The following is a 17,025-nucleotide window of genomic DNA, read 5'->3' as shown; positions in this document are numbered from 1 at the left end:
GGTACCCCGGGAACCGGTCCCAAACGAAGTCCCGGCCGGGGCGTCCGCCGCACCGGCTAGTCGGGCACCCCGCGCGGGCGGGGCGCCCGCCACCCCCGGCGCATCGCGAGGACGCGCAACCCGAACGCCATCACGGCGGCGCCGGCGGTGACGGCGCCGCCGTGCAGGCCCGCGCTCTCGGCGCCGGCGGTCACGGCCGCGCCGAGCAGCGCGGGCACCGCGTACAGCTGCCGGTCGTACAGCACCGCCGGGATGCGGCCCGCCAGCACGTCGCGCAGGATGCCGCCGCCCACCGCCGTCACGATGCCGAGCAGCACCGCGTGCACGGGCGAGAGCCCGTACTCCAGCGCCTTGACCGTCCCCGTCGCGCAGAACAGCCCGAGCCCGGCCGCGTCGAACAGCAGCACCGCCGGCAGCAGCCGCGTGACCTGCGGATGCCAGAAGAACACCAGTGCCGACGCCCCCATCGGCACCAGCACGTATCCGAGGTCGGTGAACGCCGCCGGGGGGACGGCCCCGATGAGCAGGTCGCGCAGGATCCCGCCGCCGAGCGCGGTGATCTCGGCCAGCACCACCATGCCGACGACGTCCAACCGCTGCCGGACGGCCGCGAGCGCGCCCGACACGGCGAAGACGAAGATCCCGGCGAGGTCCAGCAGCCACGCGGCCCCGTGGCCGCTCACCTACGGCGGTCCGTCCGGTCGATGTTCCAGTTGGCCACCACCGCCGCGAAGGGCGGGATGACCAGCGCCACCACCGTCATGGCGATCGCGGCCGGGTGCGAGTACAGCCGGACCACCGCCCAGGCGAGCACGAAGAGCGTGAGGCACGTGCCCATCATGATCCCGTAGGCCAGCTTGCGACGCCTCATGCCCTCACGTTACGTCGCGCCCGCTCCCCGCCCCGCACGGAGCGAGGTGGCGGAGGCGTACGGGAATCGAACCCGCCGTCCCGAGATCCTCGGGACCGTCGGCTTTGAAGGCCGGGGAGGCCACCAGGCGCTCACACGCCTCCGGCGGCGATCTTAGCCTGTGTACAGGGAGTCGATGTCGGCGGCGTACTTGGTGTGCACGACGCGCCGCTTCAGCTTGAGGGTCGGGGTGAGCTCCTCGCTCTCGGCGGTCCACTCGGCGGTGAGCAGGCGCCACCGCTTGACCTGCTGGACGCGGGCGAGCCGGGCGTTGGCGTCCTCGACCGCGCGGGCGACCTCCTCCAGGACGAGGGGGTGGTCGGCGAGGGCGGCGAGGTCGGTGGTGTCGACGCCGTGGGCGGCCGCCCAGACGGGCGCGACCTCGCCGTCGAGCGTGATGAGCGCGACGACGTAGGGGCGGCGGTCGCCGAAGGCGAGCGCCTGCCCGACGAGCGGGTGCTCCTTGAGGTGGTTCTCCACCAGGGAGGGGGCGATGTTCTCGCCGCCCGCGGTGATGATCAGCTCCTTCTTGCGGTCGACGACGGTGAGGAAGCCGTCCTCGTCCAGGCGGCCGATGTCGCCGGTGTGCACCCAGCCGTCGCCGTCGATGAGGTCCGCGGTGGCGTCGGGGCGGTTCAGGTAGCCGGGGGTGCAGGTGGCGCCGCGGACGAGGATCTCGCCGTCGTCCGCGAGCCTCAGCTCGACGCCGGGGAACGGGCGGCCGACGGTGCCGAGCTTGAAGGAGTCGGCGAGGTTGGCGGTGATGGCGCCGGTCGTCTCCGTCATCCCGTAGGCGTCGAAGATCTTCAGGCCGAGCCCGGCGAAGAACCGGGCCACCTCGACGGGCAGCGGCGCGGCGGCGCTGGAGGCCTGGCGGACGCGGTCGAGGCCGAGCAGGGCGCGCATCGGGGTGAGGACGGCCTGGTCGGCCCGCTCGAAGGCCTCGGCGATCGGCGGGGTGAGGGTGCTGCCGTGCTCCTGCGCCGTCACGTACGCGCGGCCGGCGTCCAGGGCGGCGGCGACCGCCCGCTTCCTCGCCTCGTCCCGCTCGGCCGACAGCACCGCCTGGATGCCGGCCATGATCTTCTCCCAGACGCGCGGGACGCCGAAGAAGGAGTGCGGCCGCACCTCGCCGAGGACGGTCGTGAGCTGGGCCGGGTCGGGGCAGAAGTGGACGTGGGAGGCCAGCCGGACCGGCAGGTAGTAGCTGAGGACGCGGTCGGCGATGTGCGCGAACGGCAGGTAGGAGATGCCGGCCGGGTGCTCGGGCAGGACGGAGCTGCGCTCGACCATCTCCGCCTCGTGCAGCGCCATCGAGTGCGTGATCAGGACGCCCTTGGGGTCGCCGGTGGTGCCGGAGGTGTACAGGAGGGTGGCGGTGTCCCCGGGCCCGACCGCCTGCCAGCGCCGGTCGGTGGCGAGCGGGTCGGCGGCGAGCTCGCGGCGGCCGAGCTCGGTGAAGTCGTCCCAGGCGAGGAAGCGGTCGCCGGGCGGGCAGGCGCCGGAGTCCACCACGATGATCTTGCGGAGGTGCTGGAGGCGGTCCAGGACGGGCAGCCAGCGGCCGAGCTGGTCCGCGCCGTCCAGCACGGCGTACCTGGCCGAGCAGTGCCCGGCGACGAACGCGACCTGGTCGGGCGCGAGCGTCGCGTAGACCGTCGTGGGGACGCCGCCGGCGTGCACGGCGCCGAGGTCGGCCAGCACGTGCTCGGAGCGGTTCGGCATCATCAGCGCGACGACGTCGCCGGCCTCCAGGCCGAGGGCGGCGAATCCGGCGGCGGTCTCCAGCGCGCGGGTCCGGGTGTCCGCCCAGGTGAGCGTGCGCCACTCGCCGTCGATCCGGTCGGAGTAGGCGGGCCTGCCGCCGTGCCGCGCGGCGGTCGCGGCGAGGGCGGTGCAGATGGTCTGCCCCGCGACGGCCCGGTCGAGGTCGGCCCGCTGTTCCTGGATCCCCATGTCGTCCCTCGTGGTAGGTGACGGTAGTAAGTGATGACTTGCAGAACTGAGATCGCATCACGCCGAACCTGGTTCGGACAAGGGGTTCGCCGGTTTTCGGTGCTGGTCGGGGGCCCGGTCGGCGATCGGTGACCGGGCGCGTACCGTCCGTTTGTTGATCATTTGAGATAGTTGTGCGTTAAATTCAGCGGTGACCCGACCCGCCCCCGTGGCCCGCCTGACGCAGTACGCACGCGGCGGCGGCTCCAGCAAGATCCCGCCCGGGGAGCTGGAGCGGGTCGTGGCCGGCCTCACCGGCGGGGACGACGCCCTCCTCGTCGGCGGTCCCGACGGCGACGGCGCCGCCGTGCTGCGTCTCGACGGCGGGCGGGCCGTGGTCTCCACCGCCGACTTCCGCACCCCCGTCGTCGACGACGCCTACGACTGGGGGCGGATCGCCGCCGCCAACGCGCTGTCCGACGTCTACGCCGTCGGGGGAGTGCCGCTGATGGCCCTGAACCTGCTCGGCTGGCCCGCCGACGCGCTGCCCGCCGAGCTGGCCCGCGAGGTGCTGCGCGGCGGCCGGGACATGGCGGCCCGGGCCGGCGTCGCGATCGCCGGCGGGCACAGCATCGAGGACCCCGAGCCGAAGTACGGCCTCGCGGTCACCGGGACCGCCGACCCGGACCGGCTGCTGCGGCTGGACGCGGGCCGCCCCGGCGTCCCGCTCACGCTGACCAAGCCGCTCGGGGTCGGCGCGCTCAACGCCCGGCACCGGGCGACCGGGGAGGTGTTCCCGCACGCGGTCGCGGCCATGACGGAGCTGAACGCGGCGGCGGGCGCGGCCGCCCTCGCACGCGGCGCCGCGTGCGCCACCGCCGTCTCCGGCTTCGGCCTGCTCGGCCACCTGTACAAGCTGGCGCGGGCGAGCGGCGTCACCGCCGTCGTGGACGCCTCCGCCGTCCCCTACCTCGACGGCGCGCGCGCCGCGGTGCGCGACGGGTTCGTGCCCGGCGGCACCCGCCGCAACCTCGCGTGGGTGTCGCCGCACACCCTCTTCCGCCGGATCGCCGAGGAGGAGCGGCTGCTGCTGGCCGACGCCCAGACCTCCGGCGGCCTGCTGGTGGCCGGAGAGATCCCGGGCGCGCCGATAGTAGGCGAACTAACCCCCAAGGCTCGCCACCCCGTCATCATCCGCTGAGAACTTGAATCGTCGACTTGCGGCGTGTCGCCCTTATCGGCGCCGGCGGTGTCAAGCGGTTGTTGCAACGAGGTATTCGTTGAGTGCTTGGGCTGGGGTTTTCCAGTTCAGGGTTTGGCGGGGTCGTCCGTTGAGCTGGCGGGCGACTTCGTCGAGGTCGTGCTGGGTGTAGTTGCGGAAGTCGGTGGAGGAGCGGGGGAAGTACTGGCGCAGCAGCCCGTTGGTGTTCTCGTTGGAGCCGCGCTGCCAGGGCGCGTGCGGGTCGCAGAAGTAGACCCGGCACCCGGTGGCCAGGGTGAAGTCGGCGTGCTGGGCCATCTCCGATCCCTGGTCCCAGGTCAAGGTCGCGGCCAGCTCGGCCGGCAACCGCCGCATCAAAGTGGTCAGCACGCCGGTGACCTGCTCGGACACGCGTGAGTGCGGCAACGCGCCGAGCATCACGAACCGGGTGGTGCGCTCGACCAGGGTGATGATGGCGCTGGATCCGCGGGCCCCGATCACCAGGTCGCCCTCCCAGTGCCCCGGCACCGCCCGGTCGGCCGCCTGGGCGGGCCGGGCCGAGATGTGCAGGCCCTGGATCCAGGGCCGGCGGCTGCGCGCCGCGCTCTCGGCGCGGGCCAGACGCGAGGGCGGACGGCGGGCGGCGCGGCCGCTGCGCAGCACCGACCCCTCCCCCGGCCGCAACTGCAGCTGCCGGGCCAGCTCGGCCCGCATCCGGCCCCGGGCCTGGTAGTAGATCGCCTGATAAATCGTCTCGTGCGACACTCGCATCTCCGGCTGGTCAGGATAGGCGGCGCGCAGGTGCGCCGCGATCTGCTGCGGCGACCACCGCCGCACCAGCAGATCACGCACCACCGGCCACAACCGGCCCTGGCACCAGGCCCGGCCCTTGTTCCCGCTGTTGCCGATCAACTTGCCCGGCCGGTGCCGACGCGCCCGCTCATCGGCCTTGCGCTGCGCGGCCACATGCGAGTACGTCCACCGGTACAGCCCGCCCAGCCCGCCCGGACACGCGGTGGTCGCCCGGCCCGGATACCGCGCCCCGCCCCCACCGGCGTCCGACCGCCGATAGGAGTGGTTACGGCGCACCTCCCGCCACACAGTTGACCGGTCCCGGCCGATCGCCTCCGCGATCTGCGGAAACGACCGGCCCGCACCGAACAACACCTCGATCTGCGCGCGCTCAGCAGCTGTCAGACGTCTTCCCGGCACAACAAGATCCTTCCAGGGATCTCGTTGCAACAGACACTAGAGACCGCCGCCCCCATAAGGGCAACACGCCGCAAGTCGACGTGGCCGTGTCGCCGGTCGGGGCGGCGGGTAGGTTCCCGGCACGGCCTCATCGGGGACGGGGGAGGCGAGGCATGACCATCGGCGGGCTCGTGGCCGCCGTCGTCCTGGGCGCCGCCGTCGGGGTCCTGGGCAGGTTCGTCGTGCCGGGCCGCGAGAGGATGCCGGCGTGGCTGCTGATGGCGGTCGGCGTCGTCGCGGCGTTCGGCGGGACGGGTCTGGTCCACCTGTCCAGCCTCGGCGACGGAGGCTGGAACCTGTGGGAGGCGCTCTTCCAGATCATCCTCCCGGTGGCCGCCGTCGTCCTGGTGGCGACGTTCTGGCCCAAGCGAACCGGCCGCTGACGCGGGCCGCCCCTCTTTGCGGCGGTTCCCTGCGCGCGGACCGGTCGCTGACGGGGGCCGGCGCCTTTGCGTCGGCCTCCTACGCGCGCGGATTGCCCGCTGACGCGGGCCGCCGCCTTTGGGGCGGTTCCCTGCGCGCGGATTGCCCGCTGACGCGGGCCGTCCCCTTCGCGGCGGGCTCCTACGTGCGGCGCAGGACGGGGCGCAGGCCGTCCAGCACGTCCGGGTCCTCGATCGTGGACGGGACGGCCACCTCCTGCCCGTCGGCGATGCCCCGCATCACGCCCCGCAGGATCTTGCCCGAGCGCGTCTTCGGCAGCGCGGGCACGACGGTGATCTCCTTGAGCGCGGCGACGGGCCCGATCTGCTCGCGCACCATCGCGACCAGTTCGGCGCACACCTCGCCCGGCTCGGCCAGGATCCCGCTCTTCAGCACGACCAGCCCGCGCGGCACCTGCCCCTTGAGCGCGTCCTGGACGCCGATGACGGCGCATTCGGCGACGGCCGGGTGGGAGGAGATGACCTCCTCCATCGTCCCGGTGGACAGCCGGTGCCCGGCCACGTTGATCACGTCGTCGGTGCGCCCCATCACCCAGACGTAGCCGTCCTCGTCGACGTGCCCGCCGTCGCCGGTCAGGTAGTGGCCGGGGAACCTGGTCAGGTACGACTCGACGAAGCGCTCGTCGTCCTGCCACAGCGTGGGCAGCGTGCCGGGCGGCAGCGGCAGCCGGATCGCGATGTCGCCGTCGGCGCCCGGCGGGACGGGGGAGCCGTCCGGGCCGAGGACGCGCACGTCGTACCCCGGCACCGGCACCGACGGCGACCCCGCCTTGACCGGCATCGGCTCCAGCCCGCGCAGGTTCGCCACGATCGGCCAGCCGGTCTCGGTCTGCCACCAGTGGTCGATCACCGGGCGGTCCAGGACGCGCGAGGCCCACCGGTAGGTGTCGGGGTCGAGGCGCTCGCCGGCGAGGAACAGCGTCTCCAGGGCGGACAGGTCGTGCCCGGCGAGGAGCGTGCCCTCGGGGTCCTCCTTCTTGATGGCGCGGATCGCGGTCGGCGCGGTGAACAGCGCCTTCACCCGGTGCTGCGCGGCCACCCGCCAGAACGCGCCCGCGTCCGGCGTCCCGACCGGCTTGCCCTCGTACAGCACGGTCGTGCAGCCGGTGAGCAGCGGCGCGTACACGATGTAGGAGTGCCCGACGACCCAGCCGACGTCGGAGGCCGCCCAGAAGACGTCGCCCCGCCCCACGCCGAACACGTTCTCCATCGACCAGCGCAGCGCCACCGCGTGGCCGCCGTTGTCGCGCACGACGCCCTTCGGCCGCCCGGTCGTGCCGGAGGTGTAGAGGATGTAGAGCGGGTCGGTGGCGGCGACGGGCACGCACCCGGCGGGCTCGGCGGCCGCGACGGCCTCGTCCCACTCCACGTCCCGCGGCCGGACGAGGTCGGCGTGCAGCTGCTCGCGCTGCCGGATGACGCACCGCTCGACCTTGTGCCGGGCCAGCTCCAGCGCCCGGTCGAGCAGCGGCTTGTAGGGGACCACCCGGCCCGCCTCGATCCCGCAGGACGCCGACACGACCGCCTTCGGGCGGGCGTCGTCGATGCGCACCGCCAGCTCCCGCGCCGCGAACCCGCCGAAGACCACCGAGTGCACGGCGCCGAGCCGCGCGCACGCCAGCATCGCGATGACGGCCTCGGGCACCATCGGCAGGTAGATGACCACGCGGTCGCCCCGGTCGACGCCCAGCGCGCGCAGCGCCCCGGCGAACCCCGCGACGAGGCCGGTCAGCTCCCGGTAGGTGTAGGTCCGCACGGTCCCGGTGACGGGGCTGTCGTAGATCAAAGCGGCCTGCTCGCCGCGGCCCTCCTCGACGTGCCGGTCCAGCGCGTTGTCGCAGGTGTTGAGCTCACCGCCGGTGAACCACCGGTAGAAGGGCGGCGCCCCGTCGTCCAGCACCCGGTCCGGCGGGACGAGCCACCGCACGTCCCGTGCCGCCAGCCCCCAGAAGCGGGTCGGATCGGCGATGCTGCGTTCGTACGCGGCCGCGTAGGCGCCCATGTCGTCCTCCCGGTGACGGGTCCTGGCCCGGATCTGCGCGGAGGCCCGGACCGGCGTCGCCGCGGTTCGGGCCGCACCCCTATAGGGCATGGCGCGGGGCCGGTTCGTCAAGGGCCCGCGCCGCCGGGCGGGGTCTACCCGGGGTGGCGCAGGGCGTGCGCGACGGCGATGACGGCGGCCAGCGCCGCCCCCGCGGAGACCACCCAGAAGCACAGCTCGTAGGCGCCGAGTGAGGGGACGCCGGGGCCCGCGGCCCGCCCGGCCAGGATCGACGCCGTGACGGCGCCCGCGACGCTGCCGCCCGTGGTGCGGACGAGCGAGTTGATGCCGCTGGCGATGCCGCTCTGGTCCATCGGGACGTGCCGGACGGCGAGGGTGCCGAGCGCGGCGTAGGCGATCCCGAACCCGACGCCCTGGATGGCGCTGAACGCGAGCATGTCGTACCCGTGCGAGTTCGACACCGCGAGCCACGCGTAGCACAGCCCGGCGAACGCCGACCCGATCGCGAGGGTGTACGCGGGGCCGAGGCGCGCCGCGACCCGCCCGGCCATCGCCGAGAACACCAGCATCGTCGCGGTGCTCGGCAGCATGTAGAGCCCGACGTCCAGCACCGAGCCGCCGAGCCCGTAGCCGACCTCCTCCGGCCGCGCCTGGACGAAGCCGGCGATCAGCGTGAACGCGGCGAACATCGAGAAGCCGAGCAGCGCCGAGACGACGTTGGCCGACAGCGACCGGGGGCCGACCAGCAGGTTCAGTCGCACCATGGGCGCGCGGACCCGCATTTCGACCGCCACCCAGACCGCGCAGAGGGCGACCGCGGCGCCGAACAGGGCGAGGACCCCGCCGGACGTCCAGCCCCACGCGTTGCCCTGGCTGATGCCGAGCAGCAGGCAGACCAGCCAGCAGGCGAGCAGGACCGCGCCCGGCAGGTCGGGCCGCCCGCCGGTGCGGACGCCGACGTCGCGCGCCGTCGCGGCGACCAGCGCCAGCCCGGCCGCCGCCAGCGCGGCGGCGATCCAGAACACCGGGTGGTGGCTGCCGGTGCGGGTGGCGATCAGCCCGGTCACGATCATGCCGGCGCTGCCGCCGACGCCCATGGTGGCGCTGACGATGCCGATCGCCGTGGTCACCCGCTCGGCCGGGAACGTGTCGCGGATCATGCCGATGGCGAGCGGGATCATCGCCGCCGAGACGCCCTGCAGGGCGCGCCCGGCGATCAGCACCGGCAGCGAGCCGGACACCGCGCACACCACCGAGCCGGCCAGCAGCAGCACGAGGGCCAGCAGGATCATCCGCTTCTTGCCGTACATGTCGCCGAACCGCGTCAGCAGCGGGGTGGCGACGGCGCCGGCCAGCAGGGACGCGGTGAACACCCACGTCACGTCCGTGATGGGGGCCTGGAACCGGGTCATGAGCTGCGGCAGCAGCGGCAGCACGAGCGTCTGCTGCACCGACACGACCATCCCGGCGACGGCGAGCGCGAGCAGGGTGGGGCCGGTGGGCCGGGCCGCCGGGGCGCCGGCTCCGGGGGCCGCGGGGGAGCCGGCCGCGCCGGCCGGGGCGCCTGTCCTGCGAGCCGCCGGGACGCCGGTCATGCGTACCTCCCGCATCGGCCGGTCGCCGGAGCCCCGGCGCGCGGCATGTAGTTACTTAACCTAAATAAGTGTAGAGCGGGTGAATCGCCCGTCGATGTCCGCCGGTGCCGCGCGACGCGCCAGCGCGTCGGCGTTTTGCGCGGGGGCCGGGCGTCCCTAGGGTTGCCTTCCGTGGACCTCCGTCTGCGCAACCCCCGCACCGCCTTCCGAAACGCCACTCCCCGCACCGAGACCTCCCGCACCGCCACTCCCCGCACGGCCCGTTCGCGCGCGGCCATCGGCGTTCAGCCCTGGAAAGGACGCTGATGCACGTCGTCACCACCGCCGGACACGGTGGGCACGGCAAGTCGGCGCTCGTACGAGCCCTCACGGGCATGCGGCCCGGTGAGACGGGCGCCTGGACGGAGCTGCCCTCGGGGCGGCGCGTCGCGTTCGTCGACGCGCCCGGGGACGAGCGGTCCGTCCCGGACTGGCTCGCCGGGGCGGCGCCCGCGTCCGCGGTCCTGCTCACCGTCGCCGCCGACGAGGGGTGGATGCCGCAGACCCGCGAGCACCTGGAGGCCCTCGCCGCGCTCGGCGTCCGGTCCGGCGTCCTCGCGGTCACCAAGGCCGACGCCGCCGACCCCAGGCCCGCGCTGCGCCAGATCCGCGAACGGCTGACCGGTACCGCGCTGCGCGGCGCGGAGGCCGTCGCGGTGAGCGCCGACACCGGCGCCGGGGTGGCCGAGCTGGCCGCCGCGCTCGACCGCCTCGCCGGCCGGCTGCCCGTGCCCGACCCCGCCGCCCCGGTGCGCCTGTGGGCGGACCGCGCGTTCACCGCCGGGCGGCAGGCCGTCATCGCCGGCACCCTCACCGCCGGGACGGTCGCCGTGGGGGACGAGCTGCTCCTCATGCCCGCGGGCGAGCGGGTCCGCGTCCGGACGATCGGCTGCGCCGGCGAGCCCCGCGAGTCGGTCGGCGGCGTCTCCCGCGTCGTGGTGACGCTGCGCGACGCCGGGCGCGTCGACCCCGGCATGGCCCTGGTCACACCGGGCGCCTGGACGCACACCACCTCCGTCGACGTCCGCACACGCTTCGGCGAGGCGTCCGGCAGGCTCGCGCGGCGGATGACGCTGCACATCGGGTCGGCCGCCGTCGCGGTCGGGCTGCGGCCCCTCGGCCCCGACACCGCGCGCCTGACCCTGAACGCCCGGCTCGCCCTGCACCTCGGCGACGCCGGGCTCCTGCGCGACCCCGACCGCCGCTCCATCGCCGGGGTGAGCGTCCTGGACGTCCGGCCGCCGACCCTCGTGCGCCGCGGCGCGGGCGCCGCCCGCGCCCGCGAGCTGGCGACCTGGCCCGACCGTCCGGACGGCGCCGTCGTGCTCCGCCGGCACGGCGTGCTGCGGCGCTCGGAGCTGTCGCTCATGGGCTGCGCGCCGCCGCCCGGCGCCGTCGCCCTGGACGGCGAGTGGATCGCCGACCCGGCGCACTGGAGGTCGCTGTTCGACCGGCTCGCCGAGGAGGCGGCCCGGCACGCCGCCGAGAGCCCCGGCGCCCCCGGCGTCCCGCTGGAGGCCGTCCGGCTCCGCCTCGGCCTGCCCTCCCGCCAGGCCGCCGCGGCGCTCGTCCGGCCCCCGCTGCGCCTGGAGGCGGGACGCGTCTACGGCCCGTCCCCGGACCCCGCCCCGGAGCCGGCCGCCGAGCCCGCCCCGACGGCGGTCGCCGCGGAACCGCCCCCGCCCTGGGCCGAGGCCGTGCGGCGGCTCCGCGACGACCTCGCCGGCGCCCCGTTCGACCCGCCCAGCGCCGAGCGCCTCGAGGAACTGGGCCTCACCGGCGACACCCTCGCCGGCGCGGAACGCGCGGGCGAGGTCCTGCGGATCGACGACGGCGTCGTGCTGCTCCCGGGCGCCGACCGGGAGGCGCTGCGCGTCCTGTCGGGCCTCCCGCAGCCGTTCACGCCCGCCCAGGCCGGCGACGCCCTCGGGACCGGACGCGACGTCGCCACGGCGCTGCTGCGCCACCTCGACCGGCTCGGCCTCACCGAGCGCCGCCAGGGCGAAAACCGGTTGAACCCGGACGGGTGACTCTGGCGTCATAGATCGCGGTCCGGTTCCGTCGATCAAGGAGTGGGAATGCCGTACCAGACCCTGAAGGGCGGCCGCGTCCCGATCCGGATGTGGACCGACCCCGAGACCGTCGAGGACCTCGCCCTCGACCAGCTGCGCAACGTCTCCGCCCTGCCGTGGGTGGAGGGCCTCGCGGTGATGCCCGACGTCCACTACGGCAAGGGCGCCACCGTCGGCTCGGTGATCGCGATGAGGGACGCGGTGTCCCCGGCCGCCGTCGGCGTCGACATCGGCTGCGGCATGACGGCCGTCAGGTCGTCCCTCACCGTCGAGGACATGCCCGACGACCTGGCGGGGCTGCGCGGCCGCCTGGAGAAGGCGATCCCGGTGGGCCGCGGCTCGCACAAGAACGCCGTCGACCCGTCCGCGCTTCCGGGCCTCAGGGAACGCGGCTGGTACGACTTCTGGAAGGGGTTCGACGACCTGCACCCGGCGGTGCGCTCCCGGCACGGACGCGCCCGCTCGCAGATGGGCACGCTCGGCGGCGGCAACCACTTCCTGGAGCTGTGCGCGGACGACGAGGGCGCGATCTGGCTCGTCCTGCACTCGGGGTCGCGCAACATCGGCAACGAGCTCGCCGAGCACCACATCGAGGCCGCCCGCAAGCTGCCGCACAACCAGGACCTGCCGGACGGCGACCTCGCCGTGTTCCTCAAGGGGACCGCGAAGATGGACGCCTACCGCCACGACCTGTTCTGGGCGCAGGAGTACGCGCGCCGCAACCGCGCCGTCATGACCGCGCTCGCGCAGAACGTCGTCACCAGGCAGTTCGGCGAGAAGCGCTGCAGGTGGGGCGAGGCCATCTCCTGCCACCACAACTACGTGGCGGAGGAGGAGTACGGCGGCGTCGAGCTGCTCGTCACCCGCAAGGGCGCGATCCGCGCCGGCCGCGGCGACCTCGGGATCATCCCGGGCTCCATGGCGACCGGCACCTACATCGTGCGCGGCCTCGGCAACGAGACCGCCTACAACTCGGCCTCCCACGGCGCGGGCCGCAGGATGAGCCGCACCAAGGCCCGCAAGCACTTCACGGTCGAGGACCTGGTCGAGCAGACCAGGGGCGTCGAGTGCCGCAAGGACGGCGGCGTCGTGGACGAGATCCCCGGCGCCTACAAGGACCTCGACGCGGTGATCGAGGCCCAGTCCGACCTCGTCGAGGTCGTGGCGCACCTCCGCCAGCTCATCTGCGTGAAGGGCTGACCCCGGCAGGGCGGCCGTGCCCGGCGGCCCGCCCCCCGCGGGCCGCCGGGCCGCGGTCGCCCGCTACTTCAGCAGCTGGGCCGTGTCGCCGTAGGCGTCGAGGTGCTCGGGGCGCGTCAGCCGGTAGTCCCCGCCGACGTCGGAGTGGAAGTAGCTCGCCCACCGGAGCGGGTGGCCGAGGTTCGCGCGGGCCCGGCCCCAGTCGGTGACCGACCGCATCCACCGCTCGGACTTGATGACGTCCCAGGAGGCGTCCACGCCGTACTCGGCCAGGCCCAGCGGAATGCCGTGGGCGTCGGCGAACTGGCAGACCCGCCGCGTGCGGACGTCCATCGGGGTGGCGTCGCCGGTGGAGGTGATCTCGCCGATCGGGTACTCGTCGATCGCGATGAAGTCGACCAGGCCCTGGTCCGGCCAGTAGTTGCGCAGCGCCGACTGCGGATCGGAGTAGGGCAGGTTGCACGAGTAGTTGGTGAAGCAGATCCCCACCTTCACCCCGACCGCGCGGAACGGTGGCGCCGACCGCCGGTAGAGGCTGATGAAGGCGTCGCCGGACATGTTGTCGACCGGTTCGTGGTAGATGATCACATCGCACTGGGCGCCCTTGGCGACGATGTCGGACGCGAGCGCCTGGAGCGTCGACAGCGGCGTCGACATCGTCGGCTTGACGCTGTAGACGCTCCGCCGCACGCCCACGTCGTAGCGGAGCTGGGAGGCGCCCACCGAGGACGGCGGGGCCCCGTCGTAGCAGCGGCGGACCGGCAGGGGGCGCCCGGTGAGCGTCTCGAAGGCGCTGATCGCCGCCGTCCACGACTGGCCGCTCAGGGGGGTGACGGCCGCCCCGACCAGTGTCATGCTCCACCGCGCTCGCGGAGGGCGGCGCGCCGGCGCTCCCCGGTCCCGACCGCCCGGTGGTCGATCCTCGTACGGCTCATGTCCGCGTCCCCCTTGGTTCGCGAGATGCTTCCTCTCGGTAAAAAGAATGCTACGTAGCGCGATATTGACTCGGCGGCCTTCTTTGTGTGGCCAAAGCAGTCAGAATGTGGTGGCGCGTCAGGTGCCGGAGCGCGGCGCCGCCGCCAGGACGCGGTCGATGAAGGCGGTGACGTCGGAGAGGACCTCGTCGCGGTTGGTCTCGTTGAAGACCTCGTGGCGGGCGCCCGGGTAGAGGCGCTCGGTGAGGTCGTCCCCGCGGATCGCCTCGATGCCGACGCGGGTGTCCCGCGGGCGGACGAGCTCGTCGGCCTCGCCGTGGACGTAGAAGGTCGGCAGCGGCCCCAGGGAGCCGTGCTCGTCGACGCGGCGCAGGGCGGCGTCCAGCGCCCGGACGGTGGGCTTCTTGAACGGGCCGTGCCAGATCAGCGGGTCCCCGGTGTAGGCCCGGCCGACGGCGGGGTCGCGCGAGAGCGTGGAGGTGTCGATCGGCTCGTCCGGCATCGTGCCGAGGGGCAGCAGCTCCTCGACGACGTGCCAGCGGCCGAGGACCGGCCCCGACAGCACGAGCGCGGCGAGGGCGCCGCCGTGGAGCTGGGCGTACCGCGTGGCGATCAGCCCGCCCATGGAATGGCCGATCATGACGACGGGCAGGCCCGGGTGGTCGCCGCGGGCGGCGTCCACGACCGTGCGCAGGTCGGCGACGACGTCCTCGAAGTCCTCGACCAGCACGCGCTCGCCGGCCGAGCGGCCGTGGCCCGCGTGGTCCGGGCCGCAGACGACGGCCCCGTGCCGGACCAGGACGTCCGCGACGTGGCCGTAGCGGCCGAGGTGCTCGCCGTAGCCGTGCACGAGCACCGCGACGTAGCGCGGCTCGCCGTCCGCCCAGATCCGGGCGGTGACCGCCCCCCGCGTGCCCGCGAACTCCCACTCCCGCGACGTCGCCACTCCGGCCTCCCCGATCCCCGCTGGAAGATCACCGTCTCCCGAGGGGGAACGGATCGTCAACCACCGCAATAGGCTGGAGATCCAGACCGCCAGAGGAAAGGGGTGCCCGTGCTGGTCGACACCTTCGGCCGTACCGCGACGGACCTGCGGGTCTCCCTCACCGACCGGTGCAACCTGCGCTGCTCGTACTGCATGCCGCCCGAGGGGCTGGACTGGCTGCCGAAGCCGGAACTGCTCACCGACGACGAGGTCGTCCGGCTGGTCGGGCTCGCCGTGCGCGACCTCGGCGTCACCGAGGTCCGCTACACGGGCGGCGAACCGCTGCTGCGCCGCGGGCTCGCCGAGATCGTACGGCGCACGGCCGAGCAGGCGCCGCGCCCCCAGATCTCGCTCACCACCAACGGGATCGGGCTCGACCGGCTGGCCGCGCCGCTGGCCGGGGCGGGGCTCGACCGGGTGAACGTCTCCCTCGACACCCTCGACCGCGAGACCTTCCGGCGCCTCGCGCACCGCGACCGGCTCGCCGACGTGCTGGAGGGGCTGGCGGCGGCGCGCCGGGCGGGCCTGGCCCCGATCAAGATCAACACCGTGCTGATGCGCGGGATCAACGACCACGAGGCCGTCCCGCTGCTGCGCTACTGCCTGGAGCACGGCTACCGGCTGCGGTTCATCGAGCAGATGCCGCTGGACGCCCAGCACGGCTGGACCCGCGAGAACATGATCACCGCGGACGAGATCCTGGACCGGCTGTCCGCCGAGTTCGACCTCGTCCCCGACACCGGGCACGAGCGCGGCAGCGCCCCCGCCGAGTCGTTCCTGGTCGGCGGCGGCCCCGAGACGGTCGGCGTGATCGGCTCGGTCACCCGGCCGTTCTGCGGTGCCTGCGACCGGGTGCGGCTCACCGCCGACGGACAGGTCCGCAACTGCCTGTTCGCCACCGAGGAGTCCAACCTGCGGGACGCGATGCGCGGCGGCGCCGCCGACGCCGAGCTCGCCGAACGCTGGCGCCGGGCCGTGCGGACCAAGCGCGCCGGGCACGGCATCGACGACCCGGCGTTCCTGCAGCCCGCCCGGCCCATGTCGGCGATCGGCGGCTGAGCCGCGTGGACGCCGGCACGTCCTTCGACGCCGTGCTGCTCGCGGGCGGGCGCGCCCGGCGGTTCGGCGCCGACAAGCCCGCCGCCCCCGCGGGGGGACGCCGGCTGATCGAGTGGGCGGCGGCCGCCGCGTCCGGGGCGTCCCGGCTGATCGTGGTCGGGCCGCGCCGCGACGTCCTGCCGGGCGCCGTCGTCGTCCGCGAGGACCCGCCCGGCGCCGGGCCGGTGCCCGCGCTGCGCGCCGGGCTCGCCGAGGTCCGCGCGCCGAGGCTCGCGCTGCTGGCCGCCGACCTGCCGTTCCTCCGCCCCGTCCACGTCGCGGCGCTCCTGGAGGCGGCGGCGGAGCGGGACGGTGCCGTCCTGGTGGACGGGGACGGCCGCGAGCAGTGGCTCGCTGGCTGCTGGCGCGCCGGCGCCCTGCGGACGGCGCTGGCCGGCTACGACGGCGCGTCCCTGCGCGGCCTCCTCGGCCCGCTGGACCCCGTGCCGGTGGCGCTGCCCCCGGACGTCCGCCCCGCGTGGTACGACTGCGACACCCCCGAGCAACTGGCCGCCGCCGAGCGCCTGCTTTGATCGTGCGAGAGTGGGCACACCACCAGCACCATGCTCGAAGGGGGAACCCATGTCCGTCCTTGAGGACTGGCTCAGCGCGGCGTGCCTCGAACTGGGGCTGGAACGCGGAGACGTCGACCAGGGCCTCGTCCTGGACCTCGCGCGCGACGTCGCCCACAACGTCGCCCGGCCCGGCGCGCCGCTGACCGCCTACCTGCTCGGCCTCGCGGTCGCCCGCGGCGTGCCCGCGCGGGACGCCGCCGCGCGGCTGACCGAGATGGCCGAGGGCTGGCGGGCCGAGGTGCCCGAGCAGGGCGGCGAGCCGGTCCTCGACGACGCCTAACCGCGCCCGGCGGCCTCGTCGCGTTCGGCGACCGGCACCACGTCCTTCAGGAAGTCGCGGCGGGACAGGAACGCCGACAGGCTCTCGCGGTGCTCGTCGCAGGCGAGCCAGACCTTCCGCCGGTCCGGCGTGTGGATCTTCGGGTTGTTCCACCGCAGCGCCCACACCGCGTCGGCACGGCAGCCCTTGGCGGAGCACTGCAGTTCCTCAGGGCCGTTCCCTGAGCCGGATTCGCTCACCCGAAAAACCTATTGCATCCGCTGTGTCCATTGCAGTGCGCTCCTCGTTCGGGCCTGGCGGCCGGCAACCGGAGGCAACCCATCCGCACCGACAGCAGCCAACGCCGCAACCCGCAACGACCTCAATGGTTGCGATCGCGTCCGAAGGCAGGTTCGAGCGAAGCGAGAACCTGATCGCGCAGCGAGCCGCCAAGGCGAGTCGGAGCGATGCCAGCGATCGCCGCGTTTTCGACGATGGAGGGCCCTCCGGGCCCGAAGGAGGAGA

General features: G+C 74.4%; 16 protein-coding genes and 1 tRNA gene. 7 read left to right on the top strand and 10 right to left on the bottom strand.

What is annotated here, in order from left to right:
- Positions 1 to 56 precede the first annotated feature (56 nt).
- The 4 genes from BKA00_RS10620 to BKA00_RS10605 all read right to left on the bottom strand — a co-directional run bounded on the left by BKA00_RS10620 (position 57) and on the right by BKA00_RS10605 (position 2,866).
- Complete coding sequence (locus BKA00_RS10620; protein WP_185024747.1) at positions 57 to 683, bottom strand: trimeric intracellular cation channel family protein; 627 nt, start codon at positions 681 to 683, stop codon at positions 57 to 59.
- Positions 680 to 871: a DUF3099 domain-containing protein gene (locus tag BKA00_RS10615; RefSeq protein ID WP_185024746.1), complete on the bottom strand. Its 192-nt coding sequence runs from the start codon at positions 869 to 871 to the stop codon at positions 680 to 682. The genes BKA00_RS10620 and BKA00_RS10615 overlap by 4 nt, the downstream gene beginning before the upstream one ends.
- A gap of 47 nt (positions 872 to 918) precedes the next feature.
- A tRNA-Sec gene (locus BKA00_RS10610) sits at positions 919 to 1,014 on the bottom strand.
- 10 nt (positions 1,015 to 1,024) lie between these two features.
- A complete protein-coding gene (locus BKA00_RS10605; RefSeq protein ID WP_185024745.1) occupies positions 1,025 to 2,866 on the bottom strand; it encodes an AMP-dependent synthetase/ligase in 1,842 nt (613 codons plus the stop codon).
- A gap of 190 nt (positions 2,867 to 3,056) precedes the next feature.
- Between BKA00_RS10605 and selD the strand changes: the two genes are divergently transcribed.
- Positions 3,057 to 4,046 carry a selenide, water dikinase SelD gene (gene selD, locus BKA00_RS10600; protein WP_230299140.1) on the top strand — a complete coding sequence of 330 codons (990 nt, stop codon included), beginning with the start codon at positions 3,057 to 3,059 and terminating at the stop codon, positions 4,044 to 4,046.
- 51 nt (positions 4,047 to 4,097) lie between these two features.
- Here selD and BKA00_RS10595 read toward each other — a convergent pair whose 3' ends face one another.
- On the bottom strand, positions 4,098 to 5,258 hold the full coding sequence (locus tag BKA00_RS10595) for an IS30 family transposase (protein ID WP_221493078.1): 1,161 nt from the start codon (positions 5,256 to 5,258) through the stop codon (positions 4,098 to 4,100).
- Between the two features lie 152 nt (positions 5,259 to 5,410).
- Between BKA00_RS10595 and BKA00_RS10590 the strand changes: the two genes are divergently transcribed.
- Positions 5,411 to 5,680 carry a GlsB/YeaQ/YmgE family stress response membrane protein gene (locus BKA00_RS10590; protein ID WP_185024744.1) on the top strand — a complete coding sequence of 90 codons (270 nt, stop codon included), beginning with the start codon at positions 5,411 to 5,413 and terminating at the stop codon, positions 5,678 to 5,680.
- Positions 5,681 to 5,861: 181 nt separating this feature from the next.
- On the opposite strand, the gene BKA00_RS10585 is transcribed toward BKA00_RS10590, so the two are convergent.
- Both BKA00_RS10585 and BKA00_RS10580 read right to left on the bottom strand, forming a co-directional pair.
- Positions 5,862 to 7,955 (bottom strand): propionyl-CoA synthetase, encoded by a 2,094-nt coding sequence (locus tag BKA00_RS10585; protein WP_420829674.1) that lies wholly within the window; start codon positions 7,953 to 7,955, stop codon positions 5,862 to 5,864.
- Complete coding sequence (locus tag BKA00_RS10580; protein ID WP_185024742.1) at positions 7,877 to 9,337, bottom strand: MFS transporter; 1,461 nt, start codon at positions 9,335 to 9,337, stop codon at positions 7,877 to 7,879. The genes BKA00_RS10585 and BKA00_RS10580 overlap by 79 nt, the downstream gene beginning before the upstream one ends.
- 305 nt (positions 9,338 to 9,642) lie before the next feature.
- On the opposite strand from BKA00_RS10580, the gene BKA00_RS10575 reads away from it, so the two are divergent.
- Complete coding sequence (locus BKA00_RS10575; RefSeq protein WP_185024741.1) at positions 9,643 to 11,406, top strand: SelB domain-containing protein; 1,764 nt, start codon at positions 9,643 to 9,645, stop codon at positions 11,404 to 11,406.
- 48 nt (positions 11,407 to 11,454) lie between these two features.
- Positions 11,455 to 12,648, top strand: coding sequence for an RtcB family protein (locus BKA00_RS10570; RefSeq protein ID WP_185024740.1), 1,194 nt, complete (start codon positions 11,455 to 11,457; stop codon positions 12,646 to 12,648).
- Positions 12,649 to 12,711: 63 nt separating this feature from the next.
- On the opposite strand, the gene BKA00_RS10565 is transcribed toward BKA00_RS10570, so the two are convergent.
- The gene (locus BKA00_RS10565) at positions 12,712 to 13,503 is read right to left on the bottom strand and encodes a hypothetical protein (RefSeq protein WP_185024739.1); all 792 of its coding nucleotides are present in this window, start codon (positions 13,501 to 13,503) and stop codon (positions 12,712 to 12,714) included.
- Positions 13,504 to 13,701: 198 nt separating this feature from the next.
- A complete protein-coding gene (locus tag BKA00_RS10560) occupies positions 13,702 to 14,529 on the bottom strand; it encodes an alpha/beta hydrolase (protein ID WP_185024738.1) in 828 nt (275 codons plus the stop codon).
- A 108-nt stretch (positions 14,530 to 14,637) separates the two neighbouring features.
- Between BKA00_RS10560 and moaA the strand changes: the two genes are divergently transcribed.
- Genes moaA through BKA00_RS10545 form a run of 3 tightly spaced genes read left to right on the top strand, consistent with a single transcriptional unit; the run spans position 14,638 to position 16,521 of the window.
- Positions 14,638 to 15,627: a GTP 3',8-cyclase MoaA gene (gene moaA / locus BKA00_RS10555; RefSeq protein WP_230298866.1), complete on the top strand. Its 990-nt coding sequence runs from the start codon at positions 14,638 to 14,640 to the stop codon at positions 15,625 to 15,627.
- A gap of 5 nt (positions 15,628 to 15,632) precedes the next feature.
- Positions 15,633 to 16,199, top strand: coding sequence for a molybdenum cofactor guanylyltransferase (gene mobA, locus BKA00_RS10550; RefSeq protein WP_185024736.1), 567 nt, complete (start codon positions 15,633 to 15,635; stop codon positions 16,197 to 16,199).
- Positions 16,200 to 16,248: 49 nt separating this feature from the next.
- Positions 16,249 to 16,521, top strand: coding sequence for a DUF6457 domain-containing protein (locus tag BKA00_RS10545; RefSeq protein WP_185024735.1), 273 nt, complete (start codon positions 16,249 to 16,251; stop codon positions 16,519 to 16,521).
- Here BKA00_RS10545 and BKA00_RS10540 read toward each other — a convergent pair.
- On the bottom strand, positions 16,518 to 16,760 hold the full coding sequence (locus tag BKA00_RS10540) for a hypothetical protein (protein ID WP_185024734.1): 243 nt from the start codon (positions 16,758 to 16,760) through the stop codon (positions 16,518 to 16,520). The genes BKA00_RS10545 and BKA00_RS10540 overlap by 4 nt on opposite strands.
- Between the last annotated feature and the right edge of the window lie 265 nt (positions 16,761 to 17,025).

Source organism: Actinomadura coerulea (assembly GCF_014208105.1).
In the GTDB taxonomy this organism is placed as follows: domain Bacteria; phylum Actinomycetota; class Actinomycetes; order Streptosporangiales; family Streptosporangiaceae; genus Spirillospora; species Spirillospora coerulea.
Note: the sequence above shows the minus strand (reverse complement) of the source record. Positions and strands in the feature narration are given on the sequence as shown.

Excerpts from the sequence above, each read along its gene's own strand:
- BKA00_RS10615 (WP_185024746.1), bottom strand. The coding sequence starts at position 871 with ATGAGGCGTCGCAAGCTGGCCTACGGGATCATGATGGGCACGTGCCTC.
- BKA00_RS10605 (WP_185024745.1), bottom strand. The coding sequence starts at position 2,866 with ATGGGGATCCAGGAACAGCGGGCCGACCTCGACCGGGCCGTCGCGGGG.
- BKA00_RS10590 (WP_185024744.1), top strand. The coding sequence starts at position 5,411 with ATGACCATCGGCGGGCTCGTGGCCGCCGTCGTCCTGGGCGCCGCCGTC.
- BKA00_RS10580 (WP_185024742.1), bottom strand. The coding sequence starts at position 9,337 with ATGACCGGCGTCCCGGCGGCTCGCAGGACAGGCGCCCCGGCCGGCGCG.
- BKA00_RS10575 (WP_185024741.1), top strand. The coding sequence starts at position 9,643 with ATGCACGTCGTCACCACCGCCGGACACGGTGGGCACGGCAAGTCGGCG.
- BKA00_RS10570 (WP_185024740.1), top strand. The coding sequence starts at position 11,455 with ATGCCGTACCAGACCCTGAAGGGCGGCCGCGTCCCGATCCGGATGTGG.
- BKA00_RS10565 (WP_185024739.1), bottom strand. The coding sequence starts at position 13,503 with ATGACACTGGTCGGGGCGGCCGTCACCCCCCTGAGCGGCCAGTCGTGG.
- BKA00_RS10545 (WP_185024735.1), top strand. The coding sequence starts at position 16,249 with ATGTCCGTCCTTGAGGACTGGCTCAGCGCGGCGTGCCTCGAACTGGGG.